Raw genomic sequence first — 20,043 nt, 5'->3', positions numbered from 1 at the left:
TGTCGGGTCCCGTGTGATTGACCACCCGCTTGGTAAATAACTCTGGCCGTTTAGCCCGCCATTCCTTCATCGCTGCAATCGGTGATTGATGATGCAGCGCCTTCTGAGGGATGTGGTGATTGTACAGCCAAGCGTAGCGTTTTAGCGTCTGCTCCAGATCCTCGCCTGAGGTATAGCGCCGGGTCGCCAGCACGTCGCTGATGCGGCCGTTGAACCGCTCCACCATACCGTTCGTCTGTGGCCTTCCCGGCTTGATCAGGCGATGTTCGATACTATGGGCTTGGCACTCCTGGTCGAAGGGGTGGCGGCCGCTGGGCGTGCGCTCACCTGCCCGCGTGAAGCGATCGGTGAACGACTTGCCGTTGTCAGTGAGCACCGTCTGGATCGTGAAGGGAGCCATCTCCTCCACGCACTTCATGAACGCCTTGGCGTCCTTGGCAGACTGGCTGCGCCTGACCTCCAGATAGACCCAGCGTGTGGCACGGTCGATGGCGACATACAGGTAGCGCTTCTGCTCCTCATCAGGCATCTGAGGAAGGTGCTTGATGTCGATATGCACGTACCCGGGCTCGTAGTCCTTGAAGGGCTTGTGCCGGGGCTTCCCATCATCGCCAGCGTCCTGCCGAGCCAGTTCTGCCAGTGTCGGCACCTCGCGCCGCTGGAGCATGCGGTGCAGGCCTGAGCGAGACAGTCGAGGGTTCAAGAACTCACGTGCCACGACGAGCAGATCATCCAGGCCGAGGCGCAGGAATTCACGAGCGGCGATCAGCACCTCCTCCTGCTCAGACGTGAGGGTGGCCAGTAGGTTGTGACGCGTATGGGGTCGATCATAGACATCGTCACGGTACCGCCAGCGCCGAATGGTCGCGGTGGCGACGCCAAACTGGCGGGCCAGCTCGCTATCCGTGATGCTGGAGGGCGCCGCCTGGATTTCAGCACGGATCTTCGGTGTTGTCGTGGCCTGCTTATGCAGCTTGATGTCCATGAACCTGCTCCCGGATGAATTGCTGTAGAAGCTCTCTGGCTGCCAGCAGAGGATAACTCCTATAGCTCATTTGATCATCCGGGACCCGACAGATATATATAATCGGTGGCTGTTCTACGAAGGGCCGGGTGACCCAAATGCTGGTGAATCTTATACTGGAGAAGCGCAGATATTATTGCCTCTAATAAAGATTGGGTGGGAGTTGTGGGCGTAGCCGATAACTAGGCGTTATATTCAAAATTTAGTTTCATTTAATTGAAGGCAGGGAAGTGAATGAAAACTTGGCTGGTGAATACCAATACGAAAGAGAGAAATGGTAACCCGAACGCTTTTAAGTATATGTTGCGTCAGAATAAGGCGGCGGCATTTTATGACCGGGCGCCAGAAGTTGATAAAATCAGTAAAGGTGACTTGGTGTGCCTTTATCACAATCAAAATCGAATTATTGCTATTGGGGCTGTCGTTGCTCCGTACCTAGGGCACGATTTTGGTGACTATGAAGAAATTGAGCATTGGGTTGATGTTAACTGGCTCTGGAAAGCAGAGCTTGACGCTGATTACGAGCCGATGAACTCAATTGATCGTCATGATCTCGGGATTACGATGGTTAATGGTACAGTAGTTAATGTGACTGAACAGGTGAATTATAAAGTTCTACTCGCAAAGGTGGCCGAGCGCCAAAGTTTTTAACATAACAGCGCATTATGAAAGGAGGGTGTGCCAAGGTTTATGCCACCGAGCAGTGGTAAGCGGTCGCTCGATGGCTTGAATCCTCCACTCCCGCCACCATCTTCCAGAGACAAGCCGACGCAATGTCATCACTCGGTTAACCGTTTCACCACATTCCATGGGAGGCCCCTATGCCCTTTGCACCATCCAGCATGCACGTCGAAAGCCCCGCCTTCGCGCCGAACGGGGCGATGCCCAGGCGCCATTCGGCGGAAGGCGAGGATCTGTCCCCGGCCCTGAGCTGGAGGGATGCGCCGGCGGGAACCCAGGGCTTCGCGGTGATCTGCCACGACCCGGATGCGCCGCTGGTGAAGGATGGCAGCTATGGCTACGTGCACTGGCTGCTCTACAACCTGCCGGCGGATGTCACCTCGCTGGAGGAGGACACGACGCTGGGCACCGCCGGCGTCAACGATGGCGGCGCCATCGGTTACGGCGGCCCCATGCCGCCGGAAGGCCACGGGGTGCACCAGTACTATTTCTGGGTGCTGGCGCTGGATACCCTTACCGGGCTGCCCGAGGGGCTGACGCAGCCGGAGCTGCTCAACAAGCTGGAACCGCACATCCTCGGCATGAGTCGGTTGGTCGGTACGTACCGTCGCGACTAGTCTTTACCTGAAAACTGTCTGCGCTCGGCCATACGGCGTTAAAAATCAGCTCAAAGTGCTCATTTACACTCGTAAACTCCGCTTTTTCGCTGATTTTTGCCTTGTCTGGCCTTCGCTCGACGACTTTTCAGGCAAAGCCTGACCCCTGTGCGGCTTGCATGCCGCTGAGACATGAACACGGCGCCTTCCCTCGGGAGGCGCCGTGTTTCGTTTTGTGGCCCCGAAAAGCGCTGTAATGCCCCCATAGCTTTCCCGCCTGTTGGTGATGCCGAGCGGGCGTTTGCCACCCCGCTTGTGCGCCAAAAGGCTGACTATACTGGCAAAGGACGGGGGGGCGTCGACTACGCTGAATATGAGGCTCCAGCGATGGAGCGTTCAATGGCAATCGAGGAGGTGTGGCATGCTCACTCATGTGTGGGGACTGCTGTCCCATCCCAGCCGCGAATGGCGGCAGATTCACGACGAACGCGAGACCATCACCCATCTCTACGGGCACCACGTGCTGATCATGGCGCTGGTCCCCGTGATCTGCGCGTTCATAGGCACCACCCAGGTGGGCTGGGACTTCGGCGGTGGCCACACCATCCAGCTCAACTACCTGGATGCCTTTTCCGCGGGGATCGCCTTCTATCTGGCGATACTCATCGCCGTCGGCTTCATGGGCGTGGTCATCCACTGGCTGGCGCGGCGCTATCCTAACCGGCCGAGCCGGCGGCGCTGCATCATCTTCGCCGGCTATGTCGCCACGCCGATGTTCCTCGGCGGCGTGGTGGCCCTTTATCCGCTGGTCTGGCTGTGCGCGCTCGCCGTGATCGTCGGGCTCTGCTACAGCGCCTACCTGCTCTACGTCGGCATCCCCACCTTCCTCGACATCAGCAACGAGGAAGGCTTCATCGTCACCGGCTCCACGCTGGGTATCGGGGTACTGGTGCTCGAGGCGCTGCTGGGTGTCACCGTGCTGCTGTGGGGCTACGGCGCCCAGCTGCTGGGTATCCAGCTCTGAAATCGGGCTGGCGGGCCGCCCTGACGTCGGTCAGGGCGCGCCCAGCAGGGCCAGCAGGTCCGAGGCGGGGCATGATTCCAGCGTATCGACCGTCTCGTGAAGGGCCCGCGCCCGCCGTTCGCCGAGTACCGGGTCGGCGAGTGCATGAAACTTGGCGGTGAGTTCCGCATCCTCGAGCGGGTTGGTGGGGTTGCCGCGGGCCTCGCAGGGTTCGCTTTCCAGGACCCGACCATCGCTCAGCAGCAGGCGCGCGCTGGCCCAGCGCTCGGCCGGGAAGCGGGCGTTGAAGGTGTCACTTTCCTCAATATGTACCCGTGAAGCCAGGTCGTGAACCTGCGGCGACTCGAGCGCCGCGGTGATGCCGTGCACATCCACGGTACCGAAGCAGACGGCGCAGGCCACCGACCAGGGCAGGCTGTACTGGGCCTGTTCGGTGTTGGCCGGGTGGGGCGTATGCAGTCGCCGCGCCTCGTGGAAGGTGCGAATCTCGATGCGTTCGATGGCGGAAGGCTCGATGGCGCCCAGGCCGAGCACGGCCTCCACGGCCGGCTGCGCCCAGCGGCACACCGGGTAGGCCTTGAAGTACTGCTCGAACAGGTACCAGCGCCGGCCGAGGTCCTCCCACAGTGACGCGACATCGCCCGCCTGAAGCGTCACCGCCGGCGCGCCGGTGAAGGCGTCCCCGGCGAGCAGGGCGGCACTGATGCCGGTCATCGCGCCCCAGCCGGAGCCGTCCTTGAGCATCGTGGGGTGCTCGATGCAGCGCATCATCTGGCTGCGCGGGCCGTAGAACTCGGCGATGCCCAGCGCCTCGCCGAGCGTGGCGCGATCCTGCCCCAGCAGGCGCGAGGCCACCGCGGCGACCCCCAGGGCGTTCCAGGCGCCGGAGGTGTGGTAGTCACCCGCCGTGGCGTGCAGGGCGATGCCGGCGCGGGTGGCCACCTCGTAGCCCAGGGCCAGCCAGCCCAGCAGTGCCCTGCCACTGAGCGATTCCACCTCGGGCAGGGCCAGCAGGCCTGGCAGCAGGGCGACCCCGGCATGGCCCTTGGTGAGCACCTGGCCGTCGTGGGCATCCAGCGCGTCGATCAGCCAGCCGCCGTGGAGCGCCACCCCCGTCGGCGAGGCCCGCCCCCCGGCGAACAGCAGCGGTCGCTCGCCGCCGTGCTGCGTGGTGACGAAGCGTTCGGCGATCGCGGCCAGCGGCGTGCGCGTGGCGCCGGCGGCGACGCCGAGCAGGTCCAGCAGGCAGCGCCGGGCCTGGGCGTAATGCGTGTCGGGCAGGGTTTCCGGGTCGAAGGCGTGAATCCAGTCGAGCGGCGTGGCGGTGGTCATGGTGGGCAGTATCCCGAATCGCGGGTCAGCGGTAGCCGTCCATCAGTTGACGGACCAGCGGCGTGTCGGCATCGCGCAGCGTGGGCAGTTCGAAGCGCGCGCGGGCGATGGCGGTGCGTGAAATCTCGGCGACGATCAGCTGCTCGCCCGCGTCGGCGGCGGCCAGCAGGTCGCCGCGGGGCCCCAGGATGCGCGAGCCGCCCCAGAAATGGCTGTCGCCTTCCGCACCGTAGCGGTTGGCCATGATCACCGGCGTGCCGTAGGTCATGGCGTAGAAGCGTACGTTGAGTACCCAGTTGTCCTCGTTGGAGAAGGACTCGCTGACGATGCCCGAGGCGGAGTTGATCGGCGCGCAGAGCACCGTGGGGCGGGCCAGCAGGGCGGCGTGGACCAGCGCCGGGTTCCACAGGTCGGCGCAGATCAGCGGCGTGGCGGTCCAGCCGGGGCGAATCGTGGTGTGGGTCAGCGACTCGCCGTGGGCGAACCACTTGCCTTCTTCCAGCCCGCCGTAGGTGGGCAGGTTCAGCTTGCGATGCACCGCGGTGACGCGGCCGTGCTGGAGGATCGCCAGGGCGTTGTAGTATTCGCCGGGGCTGGCTTCCTCGACGAAGCCGACGACGACCTGCATCTCGCCGGCGGCCTCGGCGAGGCGGGCGAGCCGTGGGTCCTCCCGTGGGAACGCCACGTCGATCACCCGCGGGCCCAGGCTGTAGCCGGTCAGCGAGAGCTCGGGAAAGACCAGCAGCTCCAGCGCTTGCCGGTGTGCCTGGGCGATGAGGTCGTGATGGTGGGCCAGGTTGGCGTCCACGTCGCCGAGCTCGGTGTTGATCTGGGCCGCGCCGACCTTGAGCGTGTCCTGATAGTGCATGCGATCTCCCGTGTCCGAAAAGGCACATGGCCGCCCGAAGGCGGCCATGCCGTTGCTGCCGGACGTGTTTTACAGCAGATCGTGCGTCTCGAGGAAGCCCTGGGCGACGTTCTCGATGCTCTTCTTGTCGACGTCGACGCTGGCGTTCAGCGAGGCCATGGTGTCGTCGTCGAGCAGGCTGGAGAGCCTGGCCATCTGCTCGTCGAGCTTGGGATTGGCCTCGAGCGTTTCCTGGCGTACCACCGGGGTCAGCGAGTAGGCCGGGAAGAAGTTCTTGTCGTCTTCCAGCACCCGGAAGTTGAAGGCCGGGATGCGGCCGTCGGTGGCGAAGACCAGCGAGACGTCGACCTGGCCGTCACGCAGGGCCGGGTAGGTCAGGCCGGAGTCCATGCGCTTGACGTTGGGGCGTCCGAAACGGAAGCCGTAGGCCTGCTGCAGCGGGCGCAGGCCGTCCTCGCGGGCGTAGAACTCGGCGTTGGAGGCGAAGGTCAGCTTCTCGCCGTCGTTGACGGCCTTGGCCAGGTCGGAAATGGTGGCGATGCCGCGCTTCTCGGCATCCTTCTCGCGCATGGCCAGGGCGTAGGTGTTGTTGGCGTTCGACGGCTCGAGCCACACCAGCCCCTTCTTGGCGTCGAGCTCCTTGACCTTCTGATAGGTCTCCTCGGCGGAGAGGCCCTTGGCGGACTTGTCGTTGTAGTTGATCAGCGAGGTGCCGGTGTACTCCCAGTAGAGGTCGATCTGGCCGTTTTCCTGGGCCTGGCGCAGCACCGCGGAGCCCATGCCGGCACGCTTGTCGACATCGTAGCCCAGCCCCTTGAGGTACTGGGTGGTCATGCTGGTGAGAATCTGCTGCTCGGTGAAGTTCTTGCCGCCGACGACGATTTCCTCGGCCTGGGCGTTGGCGGCGATGCCGGCGCTCAGGATCAGGCCGGCGAGGGTTGCGGTCAGTGTGCGAATCATGGGCTTGTTTCTCCTTGCACTTGTTGTGTGACTTGCAGTGTGGGAGCCGTTCAGGCTCGTGACGGATTGACGCCGCGCGGCACGACGAGGAAGGCGATGGTGGCCACCAGTGCGTCCACGATCACCGCGAGCAGCGCGGTGGGAATGGCCCCGGCCAGCATCATCACCGTGTCGTAGAGGTCGATGCCGGTGAAGATCAGTTCCCCGAGCCCGCCGGCGCCGATCAGAAAGGCCAGCGGCACGGTACCCACGTTGATGGCCAGCGCGGTGCGGATACCGGCGAAGATCACGTACAGGGCGTTGGGCAGCTCGACCCGGAACAGCCGCTGCGCCGGCGACATGCCCAGCCCGGCCGCGGCTTCCATCAGCGCCGGCGAAACGCCCTTCAGGCCGACATAGGTGTTGCGGGTGATCGGCAGCAGGGTCGCCACGGTCAGCCCGAACACGGCCGGTACCGTGCCGATGCCCAGAAAGCTCATCGACAGCGCCAGCACCGCCAGGGTGGGGATGGTGGTACCGACGTTGAGGACCTGCATCAGCGATTCCGCGAAGCGCGCCATGCTCGGCCGCGAGAGCACGATGCCCAGCGGCACGGCGATGGCGATGGCCAGGCTGCCCGACATGGCGGTCAGGAACAGGTGCTGGACCGCCAGATAGCGCACATCGGGCAGGTAATAGAGGAAATCCTCGATGACGCCGCTGCGCTGGGCCCAGACCCCGGCCGCGAAGAGCAGGATGGCGAGTACCCAGCGCCCGGCGCTTTTCAGCGAGCGAATCGGCATGCCGTTACTCCTTGGTCTCGGGTTGCGAACGCAACGGGGCGCTGTCCTCCGGCCGCGAACGGTAGCGGGAACCCAGGTGGTGGGTCATCGCACGCTGCGTGATGTGCCCGCAGACCCGACCGCGCGCATCGACGCAGGGCAGCCAGGTGGTGTCGTTGGCGAACATCAGCGAGGCGACCTTGCGCAGGTCGTCGTCGAGCTGGGCCACCGGCGGGGCGGTCTGGTAATGGTCCCGGCAGTAGCCGCGGGTGGTGCGGGCGACCGAGCGGGTGATCATGCCGGCGGGCTCGCCACGGTCGTTGACCATCAGGATCGCGTTCTGGTAGCCGAAGTCGTCGATGCGGCTCAGGGCGGTCTCCAGGGTGTCGTCCGGCTTGACCGAGCCCATCTCGTCGGAGAACACCTCGCGCACCTTGACCAGGTTGAGGCGCTTGAGCGCGCGATCCTCGCCGAGGAACGACTCGACGAAGCCGTTGCGCGGCGCGGAGAGCAGGTCGTCGGGGGCGGAGTACTGGACCAGCTTGCCCTCGCGGAAGATGGCGATGCGATCGCCCATCTTGATCGCCTCGTCGATGTCGTGGCTGACGAACATGATGGTCTTCTTGAGTTCCGCCTGCATCTTCAGGAACTCGTCCTGGATCACCGCCCGGTTGATCGGGTCGATGGCGCCGAACGGCTCGTCCATCAGCATCACGGGCGGATCCGCGGCCAGCGCCCGGGCGACGCCGATGCGCTGCTGCTGGCCGCCGGACAGCTCGCTGGGGTAGCGCTTGAGGAAGGCCTCGGCATCCATGGCGATCATGTCCATCAGCTCGCGGGCCCGCTTCTTGTAGGCGGTCCGATCCCAGCCGAGCAGGCGCGGCACCACCGTGATGTTCTCCTCGATGGTCATGTTGGGGAACAGGCCGATCTGCTGGATCACGTAACCGATGCTGCGACGCAGGTCCTGGGTATTCATGCCGGTGGTGTCCTCGCCATCGAGAAACACCTTGCCCGACGTGGCCCGGATGATGCGGTTGATCATCTTCAGGGTGGTGGTCTTGCCGCAGCCGGAGGGGCCGAGAAGGATGCAGATCTCGCCCCGAGGCACTTCCATGTTGATGTGGTCGGCGGCGACGACGGCCCCCTTGGGGGTATCGAAGACCTTGGTCAGGTTGTCGAGTCGTATCATGGAAAAACCTTGTCGAAATCGGGTTGGCGCATTCAGGCGGCGGCGACGTCACGCTCCATGCCGCGTGGCGTGAGGCGCTTCTGCAGCGCCAGCAGGGCGTAGTCGACGATGATGGCGAGCAGGCTCACGGCCACCGCGCCGACGATCAGCTGGCGCGGGTCGGACTGCGAGATGCCGCGGCTGATCAGCGTGCCCAGGCCGCCGGCGCCGATGTAGGCGGCGATGGCCATGACGCCGATGTTGAGCACCACGGCGGTGCGCACGCCGGCCATGATCACCGGCACTGCCAGCGGGATCTCCACCATGCGCAGCCGCTGGTTCTGGCTCATGCCGATGCCGCGGGCGGCCTCGCGCAGCGCGGGGTTGACGTTGTTGATCGCGGTGTAGGTATTGCGAATGATCGGCAGCTGCGAATAGAGCAGCACGGCGATCACCGCCGGCACGTAGCCGATGCCGTAGCCGAAGATCGACAGCAGCGGGATCATGACCCCGAACAGCGCGATCGAGGGGATCGTGACGATGATCGAGGCCAGATACAGCACGCTCCTGGCCAGGCGTTCGTTCTTGGTGATGGCGATGCCGATGGGCACCCCGGTCAGGGTGGCGATCCCCACGGCGACGCCGACCAGGCTGATATGCTCCAGGGTCAGTTGCCCCAGCAGCCCGGCATTGTCGAGAACGTAGCGAAACAGTTCCAAGCGATGTCTCCTCCAGTCGCGTGGACGTCATGGATGGCCGGCGTCGACGGAGATGCCGACGCGGCCGAAAAGCGTCCAGCCGGGATGATAACCCGGCTTTGCGTCGAAACCGCGTTAGCTTAACAGAGGGGTATAGCAATTTTTTCTGTTAATGGATGAGTAATCAAAATTCAGATTATTGATGATCGTGATTTGCCCCTTGTACCGCGTATTTCCCTCGGGCGGCTGCCTCGAAGCCGTCGACAGGATAGGCCGGGGGAGCAGGGGGCGCCGGCTTTCACCGGCAGAGGGCCATGAACAGGAAGAGGGCGGAGGCAGGAAAAGCCCCCGCATCGCACGGGGGCAAGAAGGGGGAAGGGAGATCAGTCGGCCGGCGACAACGGCGCTTCCGCGTTGCGGCTGGAAACGATCGCGAAGCCGGCCAGCGCCATGGCGATGGAGATCAGCGGTACGCTGTAGTTGAGCACCGCGTAGGGAGCATAGCTCCAGGCGCTGACGCCGAGAGCGCTGTAGACGAAGATCGCGTCGGTACTCCACGGTACCAGCGCCGAGGTGATGGTGCCGCCGTCCTCCAGCGCCCGGGACAGGTTCTTGGGATGCAGTCCCTTGTCGCGGAAGGCCCCGGCATACAACCGGCCCGGGATGATGATCGAGATATACTGCTCGGCGGTGACCACGTTGGTCAGGAAGGACGAGCCCACGGTGACGGCGCACAGCGAGCGGCCGCTTCTGGCCAGCGCGACGACGCCGCCGACCAGCGCATTGAGCATGCCGGTGCGCTCCATGATGCCGCCGAAGATCATGGCGATGATCGCCAGCGAGATGGTGTACATCATCGCGTCCAGCCCGCCCTGGCTGAGCAGCTTGTCGACACCGGCGTTGCCGGTGTCGGCGACATAGCCGCTCTGCAGCAGGTTGAACAGCGAGGCCACGTCGCCGCCCTGCACGAACAGGTAGGCCAGGCTGCCCAGCACGATGCCGACGATCAGGGTCGGCACCGCCGGCACGCGGGCGAGCGCCAGTGCCGGGACCGCCAGCGGAATCAAAAACAGCCAGGGCGAGATCACGCTGTCGGCCCGCAGGTGGGTGATCACGGCGGTGATGGCCTGATCAAGCGCGGCGCCCTCATGGCCGCCGGCCATGGCCGTGAACACCACCAGGGCGATGATCAGCCCGGGCACCGTGGTGTAGAGCATGTGGCGGATGTGGGCGAAGATCTCCGTGCCGGCGATGCCCGAGGCGAGAATGGTGGTATCGGACAGCGGCGACATCTTGTCGCCGAAGAACGCGCCGGAGACGATGGCCCCGGCCAGCGCCGCCGGCGGCAGCCCCATGCTCACGCCGGCGGCCATGCCCGCCACGCCCAGGGTGCCGATGGTCGACCAGGAACTGCCCATCATCAGCGTGCTGACCGCACAGATCAGCATCAGCGTGGGCAGGAAGTAGGCGGGCGACAGGTACTCCAGGCCATAGTAGACCATCGTGCCGACCACGCCACCGGCGACCCAGGAACTGATCAGCAGCCCCACCAGCATCAGGATGACCACCGCCGGCAGGACCTTGGTGATGCCCTCGTAGATGTAGCCTTCGATGTGCTTCCAGCTGTGGCCGTAGTGCCAGGCGACCAGCCCGGCGACCACGGCGCCGATGAGCAGGGGCAGGTGGGGGCTGCCGTCGAAGACGAGGATCGTCGTCATCATCGTGGCGATCATCACCGCGAAGGGCAGCAGGGCGGCAAGAAAGGGAACGGTTCGTCGGGATTCGGATAGGGACATGGTTCAGGACAGTGACAGGAAAGTGGAACGCCCGCCGGGCCTGTGCCCGGCGGGCAGGGGTAACGCCGAAGGCGTGTTCGGTTCAGGAATGCGGATCAGGCACGGCGATAGGCCTGGGGCAGTTCGGCGAGCAGACCGCGGCCCCCGGCGAGGGTCAGGGCGAGATCATTGAGCGCGTCCCAGACGGGCAGCGGCAGGCCGCCCTTGATCGCCTGGTCGATGCGCTGGGCGAACAGCAGCAGCTTGTGCAGCCGGCGATGGGGCAGGCGCTGCAGCGCCTGCTGGTAGTTGGGGCGGCGCTTCTCGGGAATCATCGGTCGCTGCGCCTTGCAGGCGTGCTCGAGGCTCTGGCCCTGGTCGAGATGCTGCTGCAGGGAGAGCAGGGTGCGCATCTCGCGGGTCAGGGCCCACAGTACCACCGGCGCCTCGATGCCCTCGCCGCGCAGGCCGGCGACGATGCGTACCGTGCGCTCGCGCTCGCCGCGCAGACAGGCGTCGGTCAGCGTGAAGACATCGTAGCGGGCGTTGTCCTCGACACCGCCGGCGATGGCGCCGGCATCCAGCCGGGCGCCGGTCGGGTGGAGCAGGGCGAGCTTCTGCAGTTCCTGGTCGGCGGCCAGCAGGTTGCCTTCGGTACGCTCGCCGAGCAGTCGGGCGGCGTCCCTGTCGAGCTGCAGGCCGTGCCGGGCGGCGCGGTCACGCAGCCAGAAGCCCAGGCGGGCATGATCCACCGGCCATACCGGCACGAACAGGCCGAGCTTGTCGAGGGCCTTGAACCACTTGCTCTGCTGCTGGCGCCGGTCGAGCCGGCCCGCGGTGATCAGCAGCACGTCGTCGCTCTCGCCGGCCTGGGCGGCGTAGGCCTCCAGCGTCTTGCCACCTTCCTGGCCGGGCGCCTGGTCGCCGAGGCGCAGTTCGATCAGTTTGCGGCTGGCGAACAGCGACAGGCTGGCGGCGGATTCGGTGAGCCGCCCCCATTGGAAGCCGTTCTCGACATGCAGGACCTCGCGCTCCTCGACGCCCTGTTCGCGGGCGACCCGGCGCACCGTATCGCAGGCATCGCGGTGCAGCAGCGGCTCGTCGCCGGCGACGATGACCACCGGCGGCAGGCGTTTGGCCAGCGCCTCGGGCAGCTTGTCGGGGAAGACCTTCATGGGGCGTCGGCGAGGCTCTGCAGGCGATCGATCAGGCGGCGCGCCGCCTCCTGACGCAGCGACTGCACGGCCCGCTCGCGGCGGTCGTCACGAGCCAGCAGGTCGCTGGTGCCGGCCTCGTAGGTGGTCGACACCGTCAGGGTCTGGCGCTCGAGGCGATAGGCGTCGTCCCGCTGGCGCTGGACCGAGAAGGGCACGCCGAGCTGCAGCTCGACCGTCCGGCTGCCGGCATTGTTGGCCGTCAGGTTGATCTCGTCGAGTTGCTCCGCGCCCAGGTTGAGACGCCACGGCGCCTGCGCGTGCACCGCCACGCCCGCGCCCTCGAGCGCCTGGCGTACGGCGTCGGCCAGCGGGCCCGGCGGGGCGTCCAGGGCCAGGCTGTCGAGCCCGGCCAGGTTGCGCCCCTGCCCGCGCAGCTGGAACCCGCAGCCGGCCAGTGCACCGGCCGCCACCAGCGCCATGCTGGTATGCAGGGCGCGATTCAGGAAGGTGCGACGCTTCATCCGGGCCTCCTAGCGACCGTGGGCTTGTCAGTTGGCGACGATGTTGACCAGCTTGCCGGGGACGACGATCACCTTGCGCACCGTCTTGCCCTCGATATGCCGCTGGACGTTCTCGCTGGCCATGGCCTCGGCCTCGACGGCGTCCCTGGCGGCGTCGGGGGCGGTCTCGATGCGCGCGCGCAGCTTGCCGTTGACCTGCACGGCCAGCTCGACGCTGTCCTTGACCAGGGCGCTCTCGTCGACGGCGGGCCAGCGGGCGTCGATCGCCGGCTCGTCATGACCCAGCGCCTCCCAGAGCGCATGGCAGGCGTGCGGGGTGATCGGGGCGAGCAGCAGCACGCAGGCTTCCACGGCCTCGCGGGTCACAGCCAGGCCCTGCGGGCTGTCGGCAGCGTTCTCGTTCTGGAAGCGGCCCAGCGCGTTGGTCAGCTCCATCACCGCGGCGATGGCGGTGTTGAAGGTGGTGCGCCGGCCGATGTCGTCGCTGGCCTTGGCGATGGTCTCGTGGGTCTTGCGACGCAGCGCCTTCTGGGCGTCGTCGAGCGCGGCGACGTCGAGTGCCGCCGGGGTGCCGGCGTTGACGTGGTCGGCGACCAGCTTCCACAGGCGCTTGAGGAAGCGGTGGGCGCCCTCGACGCCGGCGTCGGACCACTCCAGCGACTGCTCGGGGGGCGCGGCGAACATCATGAACAGCCGCACGGTGTCGGCCCCGAAGCGGTCGATCATCGCCTGCGGGTCGACGCCGTTGTTCTTCGACTTGGACATCTTCTCGATGCCGCCCATCGCCACCGGCTGGCCGTCGCCACGGTAGACGGCGCTGACCGGGCGGCCCTTGTCGTCGCGCTGGACGTCGACATCGGCGGGGTTGAACCAGTCCTTGCCGCCGTCCGGCAGCTCGCGATAGAAGGTCTCGGCGATCACCATGCCCTGGGTGAGCAGGCGCTGGAAGGGCTCGTCACTGTTGACCAGGCCGAAGTCGCGCATCAGCTTGTGGAAGAAGCGCGCATAGAGCAGGTGCAGGATGGCGTGCTCGATGCCGCCGATGTAGAGATCCACCGGCAGCCAGTAGTCGGCGCGCTCGTCGAGCATGGCCTCGGGGTTGTCGGCGCAGGCGAAGCGCGCATAGTACCAGCTCGACTCCATGAAAGTGTCGAAGGTGTCGGTCTCGCGGGTCCAGCCGTCGCCCAGGTCATAGAAGGCGGGCATTTTCTTGAGCGGCGAGCCGGTGGCGTCGACCTCCACTTCCATGGGCAGGGCGACCGGCAGCTCGTCGTCGGTGAGCGGCACGGTCTCGCCCTCGGGGCCGTACTTGACGGGAATCGGCGCGCCCCAGTAGCGCTGGCGGGCCACGCCCCAGTCGCGCAGGCGGAAGTTGGTCCTGACCTCGCCGCGGCCCTCGGCCTCGAGACGCAGGGCGATCGCCCGGAAGGCGCCGTCGAAGTCCAGCCCGTCGAACTCGCCGGAGTTGATCAGCCGGCCGTGCTCGGCGTAGGCCCCGTCGGAGAGATCCGGGGCATTGCCGTCGGCGTCGGCGATCACCGCCTCGATGGGCAGGCCGTACTTGGTGGCGAACTCCCAGTCGCGCTGGTCGTGGCCGGGCACCGCCATCACCGCGCCGGTGCCGTACTCCATGAGCACGAAGTTGGCCACAAAGACGGGCACCTCGCGGCCGGTCAGCGGATGAATCGCCTTGTAGCCGGTATCGCGGCCGCGCTTCTCCATGGTCGCCAGGTCGGCCTCGGAGGTGCCGCCGCGGGCACATTCCTCGAGGAAGGCGGCCATGTCCGGATCGCCCTCGGCGGCCTGGCGAGCCAGCGGGTGACCGGCGGCGACGGCCACGTAGGTCACGCCCATCAGGGTGTCGGGACGCGTGGTGTAGACCTCCAGCGGCGCGTCACGGCCGGCGACGTCGAAGGTCAGCTCCACGCCGCGCGACTTGCCGATCCAGTTGCGCTGCATGGTCTTGACCTGCTCGGGCCAGTCGACGTGCTCGAGATCGGCCAGCAGCTCCTCGGCGTAGTCGGTGATCTTGAGGAACCACAGCGGGATCTCCTTGCGCTCGACCAGGGCACCGCTGCGCCAGCCGCGACCGTCGATCACCTGCTCGTTGGCCAGCACGGTGTTGTCGACCGGGTCCCAGTTGACGGTGGACATCTTCTTGTAGACCAGGCCCTTCTCGACCAGCTTGGTGAAGAACCACTGTTCCCAGCGGTAGTAGTCGACGTCGCAGGTGGCGAACTCGCGGCTCCAGTCGTAGGCGAAGCCCAGTGCCTTGAGCTGGCGGCGCATGTAGTCGATGTTCTGGTAGGTCCAGTCGCCCGGCGGCACGCGGTTCTTGATGGCGGCGTTTTCCGCCGGCATGCCGAAGGCGTCCCAGCCCATGGGCTGCAGGACGTTCCGGCCCTGCATGCGCTGGTAGCGCGAGACCACGTCACCGATGGTGTAGTTGCGCACATGCCCCATGTGCAGCTTGCCGCTGGGATAGGGGAACATCGACAGACAGTAGAATTTCTCGCGGTTGGCGTCTTCCACGGCCTTGAAGCATGCGTTCTTGTCCCAGTACTGCTGGGCGGCTGACTCGGTGGCGTGAGGCTGATACTGAGTGTCCATCGTCTGCGCGGTGCACCTTGCGTTGGGGCTTCGGTTCATCGGCGCGCTCGGCTCGACCCGGGCGGGGAGCGTGACGCGTGCCGGAGACAACACCCTGCCGTACACTGTATTGGAAAGGTGCCGGGGCAGGTGTGAAAATCGTCGTGGTGGCCCAAGGATACCCTAGACGTGACGTGGCAGGTAGGGGCCGGCCGGGCGAGGCCCGCCGGCTGCCGGACCGCCCCGGCGTCGATACCCAGCGAGGAGAAACAGCAACATGAGTGACGACCAGCAGCACGACCGGCGCCTGAATGCCGCCTACGAGCGGGTGCTCGACCGGCTGCGCGACGGGGCCGATGACCTGTCCTGGGAGACCCTGCAGAAGGAGCTCGACGAGGCGGTGGAGTTCGAGGCCGACGTCGAGACGTTCACCAAGGACGAGATGGCGCTGCTGCGGGCCTGGGTGGAACGTGACCTCAAGGACCTGCGCCGTTACCTGGCGGCCGGCGGTGCCGGCGTGGCCAGCTGGCTGGGGATCGACCTGGACGTGCTGTCACGCAAGGTGACCGATGCACTGTTCTCCATCGCCGATCGCAGCGTGGTGGAGCGCGAACGCTTCGAGGACGATCTCGAGGCGGCGCGGGCCGATTACGTCGAGGGCGAGCTGGCCGCCCCCGGACGCATGGCCTGCGTGCACTGCGGCGAGACGGTGGTGCTGGAGTCGGTGACCCGCCTGGAGCCCTGTCACGCCTGCGGGCACCGCTACTTCATGCGTTCGCCCAGCGACGAGACGCCCCCCGCGGCTTCCTGACGCCGCGGAGGCCGCCCGTCACGAGGGGCGGGCGGCAGCGGTGCGCCGGCGCCCCGGGCGCCTGAGCCCGGGCAGCCACAGTAGACCGGCCAGCAGCCAGGCGGGCCAGCTGCCGGTGCGGGTGAACGGCGTCTCGCCCTGCATTCCCTGAACCGTGCCGGTGACCGTGGCGGTCTCGAACTGCGGCGCGCGTTTCACGATCCGGCCCTCGGGGTCGATGATCGCGGTCACGCCGTTGCTGGTGGCGCGCAGCACGTAGCGGCCGTTCTCCAGCGCCCGCAGGCGCGCCATCTGCACGTGCTGGAGCGGCCCGATCGAGCCGCCGAACCAGGTGTCGTTGGACACCGTGAGCAGCACGTCGGCGTCGCGGGCGCGGCTGGCGACCAGGTCCGGGTAGATGATCTCGTAGCAGATCGCCGTGCCGATGGCGAGCCCGGCGGCGTGCAGGGGCGGCTGGTCGCCGGCGCCGGCCGAGAAGTCTGACATGGGCAGGTCGAAGAAGGCGATGATGCCGCGCAGCAGCCCTTCCAGCGGCAGGTACTCGCCGAACGGCACCAGGTGCTCCTTGCGATAGCCGCCCTGCGTGTTGCCCAGCCCGATCACCGCGTTGTAGTAGCCGCCGTCGTCGCGCTCGACGATACCGGTGAGCAGGGCACTGTCCGGGGGCAGCGTCGCCTGCAGGCGCTCGAGGAAGGGGCGGGCCTGACGCTCGAACATCGGCAGGGCGGTTTCCGGCCAGACGATCAGCTCGGCGTCGTCGGCCACCGCCCGGGTCAGCCGCGCGTAGGTGTTGGCGGCGTTGCGCTGCCCCTCGGCGCTCCACTTCATCAGCTGGGGCAGGTCGCCCTGCAGCAGGGCGACCGTCACCGGCTGGCCCGAGGCCGTCGTCCACTGCGTGGGCAGCAACAGCGGCACGCCCCACAGGGCGACGAGCGGGGCCAGGGTCCACCAGCGCCGGCGCAGCAGCTCCACACCCAGGGTGCCGGTCAGGGCGGTGATCAGCGACAGCAGGAAGACGCCGCCGACCGGAGCCAGCGGGGCCAGCGGCGAGTCGACGTGGGCGCTGCCCAGCAGCAGCCAGGGAAAGCCGGTGAACAGGTAGGTGCGCAGCACCTCGCTGGCGACCCACAGCCCGGCGAAGCTCAGGCAGGCCAGGCGGCGTCCGGTCACGTGACGGTAGAGCCAGAAGGGGACGGCGTAGAACAGCGCCAGGGTCACGGCGAAGAGTGCCGTCAGGAAGACCGCCAGCGCCACGCCGGTGTAGCCGTAGTCATGGATCGACACGTAGATCCACGAGGTGCCCGAGGCGAACAGGGCGAACCCGTAGCACCAGCCGCGCAGCGCGGCCTGGCGGGGCGTCAGGTCGTGAAAGCCGACATAGACCAGGCCGACGGCGACCGGGCCGAGCCACCAGAGGTGAAAGGGCGCGAAGGTGAGGGTGCTGAGCACGCCGGCCAGCAGGGCGGCGAGATGGCCCAGCCACGGGCGTTGTCGGGTCGGCATGGGGCACTCCTTGTCGGGACGCTGCCCCTTATACCAGACCCGGCGGCGAACTCGAACCGTGCCGGCTCAGTCCTCGAGCGGCTCCTCGGCGAGCAGGGCGAGCGGTTCGGCCTGCAGCAGGCGAATCCGCCGGTTGTCGGCACCCAGCACGGTGAACCGCCAGCCGCCCAGGTCGGCATGCTCGCCGCGCCGCGGCAGGTAGCCGAAGCACTGCATCACCAGGCCGCCGACGGTGTCGAACTCGTCGTCGGAGAGGCTGGTGTCGAAGCGGTCGTTGAAGTCGTCGATGGGCGTCAGGGCGCGAATCGCGAAGGAGCCGTCACCCATGTCGCGGATGTCGTCTTCCTCGTCGGTGTCGTGCTCGTCCTCGATGTCGCCGACGATCTGCTCGAGGATGTCCTCGATGGTGATGATGCCCGCGGTGCCGCCGTACTCGTCCACCACCACCGCCATGTGGTTGTGGGTGTCGCGGAATTCCTTGAGCAGGCTGTTGAGGCGCTTGGACTCGGGGATGAACATCGCCGGGCGCAGCACCTCGCGCAGGGCCAGGCGCATGCGCTCGCTGTCGTTGACCTGCAGCAGCGGCAGCAGGTCCTTGACCAGCAGGATGCCGAGCACCTCGTCGAGGTTCTCGCCGACCACCGGGTAGCGGGAGTGGCCGGTCTCGAAGATCACCGGCAGGTAGTCTTCCGGGGGCTGGTCGATGCCGATGGCGGTGACCTGAGAGCGCGGGATCATCACTTCCCGGGTCTGCTGGTCGCTGATCTGGAAGGCGCCCTCGAGGATCGTCAGGGCATCCTGGTCGAGGCGCAGACGGGTGGCGGCCTCGCGGAGAAACACCAGCAGCTCGTCGCGGGAACTGGGCTCGTCGGCATCGCTGGAAAAGGCGCTGAACAACTTCTCGAGCCAGGACTTGCCGCCCTGGCTGCTCGATCGGTCTTCGCTCATGCGTCGGGTCTCGTGTCCTCGCTGCGGCACTCGTCGGCGTCGAGCGCGTAGGGGTCGGGAATCGCGAAGTCGGCGAGAATGCGGCGCTCGAGCGCCTCCATCTCCTCCGCCTCGGCATCCTCTATATGGTCGTGGCCGAGCAAATGCAAGGTACCGTGGATCACCATGTGCGCATAATGGTGCTCGAGCGCCTTGCCCTGTTCGCGGGCCTCGCGATCGACCACGTCGTGGCAGATCACCAGGTCGCCGAGCAGCGGCAGATCGAGGCCGGCAGGGGCCTCGAAGGGGAACGACAGCACATTGGTCGGCCGGTCCTTGCCGCGGTAGTCGCGGTTGAGAGCCCGGCTCTCGGCTTCCTCGACGAAGCGCACGGTCAGTTCCAGTGCCTCGGGGGGCGCGGCCAGACTGCCGTGGCGGCGATGATGCTCGAGCGCCGCGGCGACCCATGCCTGCAGTCGGTCGGCGTCGGGCAGGGTCTCGGCGCGGACCGCCACCTGCCGGTCGATGACCGGCGGCGGCAGGCGGCTCATGCGTCGCCTCCCGCGGTGCTGCCGCCTGCAGCGGCCTCGCTGTCCCGGGCCTCCTGGCGCGCCTGTTCGCGGGCCTCGCGCCTGGCGCGCTCCTCGGCCTCCTGCTCGGCCTCGAAGACGTCGTAGGCCTCGATGATGCGCTGCACCAGCGGGTGGCGTACCACGTCCTTGGCGTCGAAGTGGGTCATGCCGATGCCGGACACATCCTGCAGGATCCGGGTGACATGGATCAGCCCGGACTTCTGGCCGCGGGGCAGGTCGACCTGGGTGATGTCGCCGGTGATCACCGCCGTGGAGCCGAAGCCGATGCGGGTCAGGAACATCTTCATCTGCTCGCGGGTGGTGTTCTGGCTCTCGTCGAGGATGATGAAGGCGTTGTTGAGGGTCCGGCCGCGCATGTAGGCCAGCGGCGCGATCTCGATCACCTGGCGCTCGATGAGCTTGGCGACCTGCTCGAAGCCGATCATCTCGTAGAGGGCGTCATACAGCGGGCGCAGGTAGGGGTCGATCTTCTGCGCCAGGTCGCCGGGCAGGAAACCGAGCTTCTCGCCGGCCTCGACGGCGGGGCGGACCAGCAGGATGCGACGGACTTCCTGCTGGTTGAGCGCCTCGACGGCGGCGGCCACGGCCAGGTAGGTCTTGCCGGTGCCCGCCGGGCCGATGCCGAAGTTGATGTCGTGGGCACGGATGCTGTTGACGTAGCTCTGCTGGTTCAGGCCGCGCGGCTTGATCAGGCTGCGCGGCGTGCGGATCACCACCTCGGCGTTGTCATCGCCGCCTTCCTCTTCCTCGAGGGCCTCGACCCCGGATTCCTGCAGGAACAGGTGGACGGTATCGGGCTCGAGCTGGCTGGATTCGGTTTCCCGGTAGAGGTGCTCGACGACATTGGCGGCGGCCTTGACCCGCGGGCCGGGCCCGGCGAGCTGGAAGGTGTTGCCGCGGTTGCGCAGCGTGACCCCCAGCCGCGACTCGACCAGCTTGAGATGCTCGTCGCGCTGGCCGCAGAGATTGGCCAGACGCATCGGGTCGTTGGGTTCCAGGGTCAGGGTGATGACGCGATTTGCCGGAGTGCTTTGTTGGCTCAAGAACAGGAA

19 protein-coding genes are annotated in these 20,043 nt (G+C 66.7%); 4 read left to right on the top strand and 15 right to left on the bottom strand.

The annotated features are described in order from the left end of the window. A partial coding sequence (locus KGQ91_RS13980) for an IS481 family transposase (RefSeq protein WP_224421251.1) occupies positions 1-985 on the bottom strand: 985 nt, incomplete at its 3' end. 273 nt (positions 986-1,258) lie between these two features. On the opposite strand from KGQ91_RS13980, the gene KGQ91_RS13975 reads away from it, so the two are divergent. From KGQ91_RS13975 to KGQ91_RS13965, 3 genes are all read left to right on the top strand, one after another. Beyond that, a complete protein-coding gene (locus KGQ91_RS13975; protein ID WP_224421250.1) occupies positions 1,259-1,675 on the top strand; it encodes a hypothetical protein in 417 nt (138 codons plus the stop codon). Between the two features lie 170 nt (positions 1,676-1,845). Then, positions 1,846-2,322 (top strand): YbhB/YbcL family Raf kinase inhibitor-like protein, encoded by a 477-nt coding sequence (locus KGQ91_RS13970; protein WP_224421249.1) that lies wholly within the window; start codon positions 1,846-1,848, stop codon positions 2,320-2,322. A gap of 400 nt (positions 2,323-2,722) precedes the next feature. Beyond that, the gene (locus KGQ91_RS13965) at positions 2,723-3,325 is read left to right on the top strand and encodes a Yip1 family protein (RefSeq protein ID WP_224414682.1); all 603 of its coding nucleotides are present in this window, start codon (positions 2,723-2,725) and stop codon (positions 3,323-3,325) included. A 30-nt stretch (positions 3,326-3,355) separates the two neighbouring features. On the opposite strand, the gene KGQ91_RS13960 is transcribed toward KGQ91_RS13965, so the two are convergent. The 10 genes from KGQ91_RS13960 to leuS form a co-directional block, all read right to left on the bottom strand. Further along, positions 3,356-4,657, bottom strand: a complete 1,302-nt coding sequence (locus KGQ91_RS13960) for an MmgE/PrpD family protein (protein WP_224421248.1) — start codon at positions 4,655-4,657, stop codon at positions 3,356-3,358. Between the two features lie 25 nt (positions 4,658-4,682). Beyond that, positions 4,683-5,525, bottom strand: coding sequence for a nitrilase-related carbon-nitrogen hydrolase (locus KGQ91_RS13955; RefSeq protein ID WP_224421247.1), 843 nt, complete (start codon positions 5,523-5,525; stop codon positions 4,683-4,685). A gap of 69 nt (positions 5,526-5,594) precedes the next feature. Next, complete coding sequence (locus KGQ91_RS13950) at positions 5,595-6,485, bottom strand: glycine betaine ABC transporter substrate-binding protein (protein WP_224421246.1); 891 nt, start codon at positions 6,483-6,485, stop codon at positions 5,595-5,597. A 50-nt stretch (positions 6,486-6,535) separates the two neighbouring features. Then, complete coding sequence (locus KGQ91_RS13945) at positions 6,536-7,267, bottom strand: ABC transporter permease (protein WP_224421245.1); 732 nt, start codon at positions 7,265-7,267, stop codon at positions 6,536-6,538. A gap of 4 nt (positions 7,268-7,271) precedes the next feature. Beyond that, on the bottom strand, positions 7,272-8,438 hold the full coding sequence (locus KGQ91_RS13940) for an ABC transporter ATP-binding protein (RefSeq protein WP_224421244.1): 1,167 nt from the start codon (positions 8,436-8,438) through the stop codon (positions 7,272-7,274). 32 nt (positions 8,439-8,470) lie between these two features. Then, positions 8,471-9,136, bottom strand: coding sequence for an ABC transporter permease (locus KGQ91_RS13935; protein WP_224421243.1), 666 nt, complete (start codon positions 9,134-9,136; stop codon positions 8,471-8,473). A gap of 362 nt (positions 9,137-9,498) precedes the next feature. Continuing rightward, positions 9,499-10,911, bottom strand: coding sequence for a Na+/H+ antiporter NhaC (nhaC, locus tag KGQ91_RS13930; protein ID WP_224421242.1), 1,413 nt, complete (start codon positions 10,909-10,911; stop codon positions 9,499-9,501). Between the two features lie 95 nt (positions 10,912-11,006). Next, complete coding sequence (holA, locus tag KGQ91_RS13925; RefSeq protein WP_224421241.1) at positions 11,007-12,065, bottom strand: DNA polymerase III subunit delta; 1,059 nt, start codon at positions 12,063-12,065, stop codon at positions 11,007-11,009. Then, entirely contained in the window at positions 12,062-12,568 is a 507-nt protein-coding gene (locus tag KGQ91_RS13920) for an LPS-assembly lipoprotein LptE (RefSeq protein ID WP_224421240.1), read from the bottom strand. The genes holA and KGQ91_RS13920 overlap by 4 nt, the downstream gene beginning before the upstream one ends. Before the next feature lie 27 nt (positions 12,569-12,595). After that, positions 12,596-15,178: a leucine--tRNA ligase gene (gene leuS, locus KGQ91_RS13915; RefSeq protein ID WP_224421239.1), complete on the bottom strand. Its 2,583-nt coding sequence runs from the start codon at positions 15,176-15,178 to the stop codon at positions 12,596-12,598. Between the two features lie 256 nt (positions 15,179-15,434). Between leuS and KGQ91_RS13910 the strand changes: the two genes are divergently transcribed. Next, positions 15,435-15,968 (top strand): zinc ribbon-containing protein, encoded by a 534-nt coding sequence (locus KGQ91_RS13910; protein ID WP_224421238.1) that lies wholly within the window; start codon positions 15,435-15,437, stop codon positions 15,966-15,968. 18 nt (positions 15,969-15,986) lie between these two features. Here the strand turns inward: KGQ91_RS13910 and lnt are convergent, their stop codons facing one another. The 4 genes from lnt to KGQ91_RS13890 form a co-directional block, all read right to left on the bottom strand. Continuing rightward, entirely contained in the window at positions 15,987-17,471 is a 1,485-nt protein-coding gene (gene lnt / locus KGQ91_RS13905; RefSeq protein WP_224421237.1) for an apolipoprotein N-acyltransferase, read from the bottom strand. 66 nt (positions 17,472-17,537) lie between these two features. Further along, positions 17,538-18,419, bottom strand: a complete 882-nt coding sequence (locus KGQ91_RS13900; protein WP_224421236.1) for an HlyC/CorC family transporter — start codon at positions 18,417-18,419, stop codon at positions 17,538-17,540. Next, positions 18,416-18,949 carry an rRNA maturation RNase YbeY gene (ybeY, locus tag KGQ91_RS13895; protein ID WP_224421235.1) on the bottom strand — a complete coding sequence of 178 codons (534 nt, stop codon included), beginning with the start codon at positions 18,947-18,949 and terminating at the stop codon, positions 18,416-18,418. The genes KGQ91_RS13900 and ybeY overlap by 4 nt, the downstream gene beginning before the upstream one ends. Beyond that, on the bottom strand, positions 18,946-20,034 hold the full coding sequence (locus KGQ91_RS13890; protein WP_224421234.1) for a PhoH family protein: 1,089 nt from the start codon (positions 20,032-20,034) through the stop codon (positions 18,946-18,948). The genes ybeY and KGQ91_RS13890 overlap by 4 nt, the downstream gene beginning before the upstream one ends. Positions 20,035-20,043: the final 9 nt, after the last annotated feature.

This window comes from Modicisalibacter tunisiensis (assembly GCF_020148005.1).
In the GTDB taxonomy this organism is placed as follows: Bacteria; Pseudomonadota; Gammaproteobacteria; order Pseudomonadales; family Halomonadaceae; genus Modicisalibacter; species Modicisalibacter tunisiensis.
This window is presented reverse-complemented; position numbering and strand designations above follow the sequence as displayed.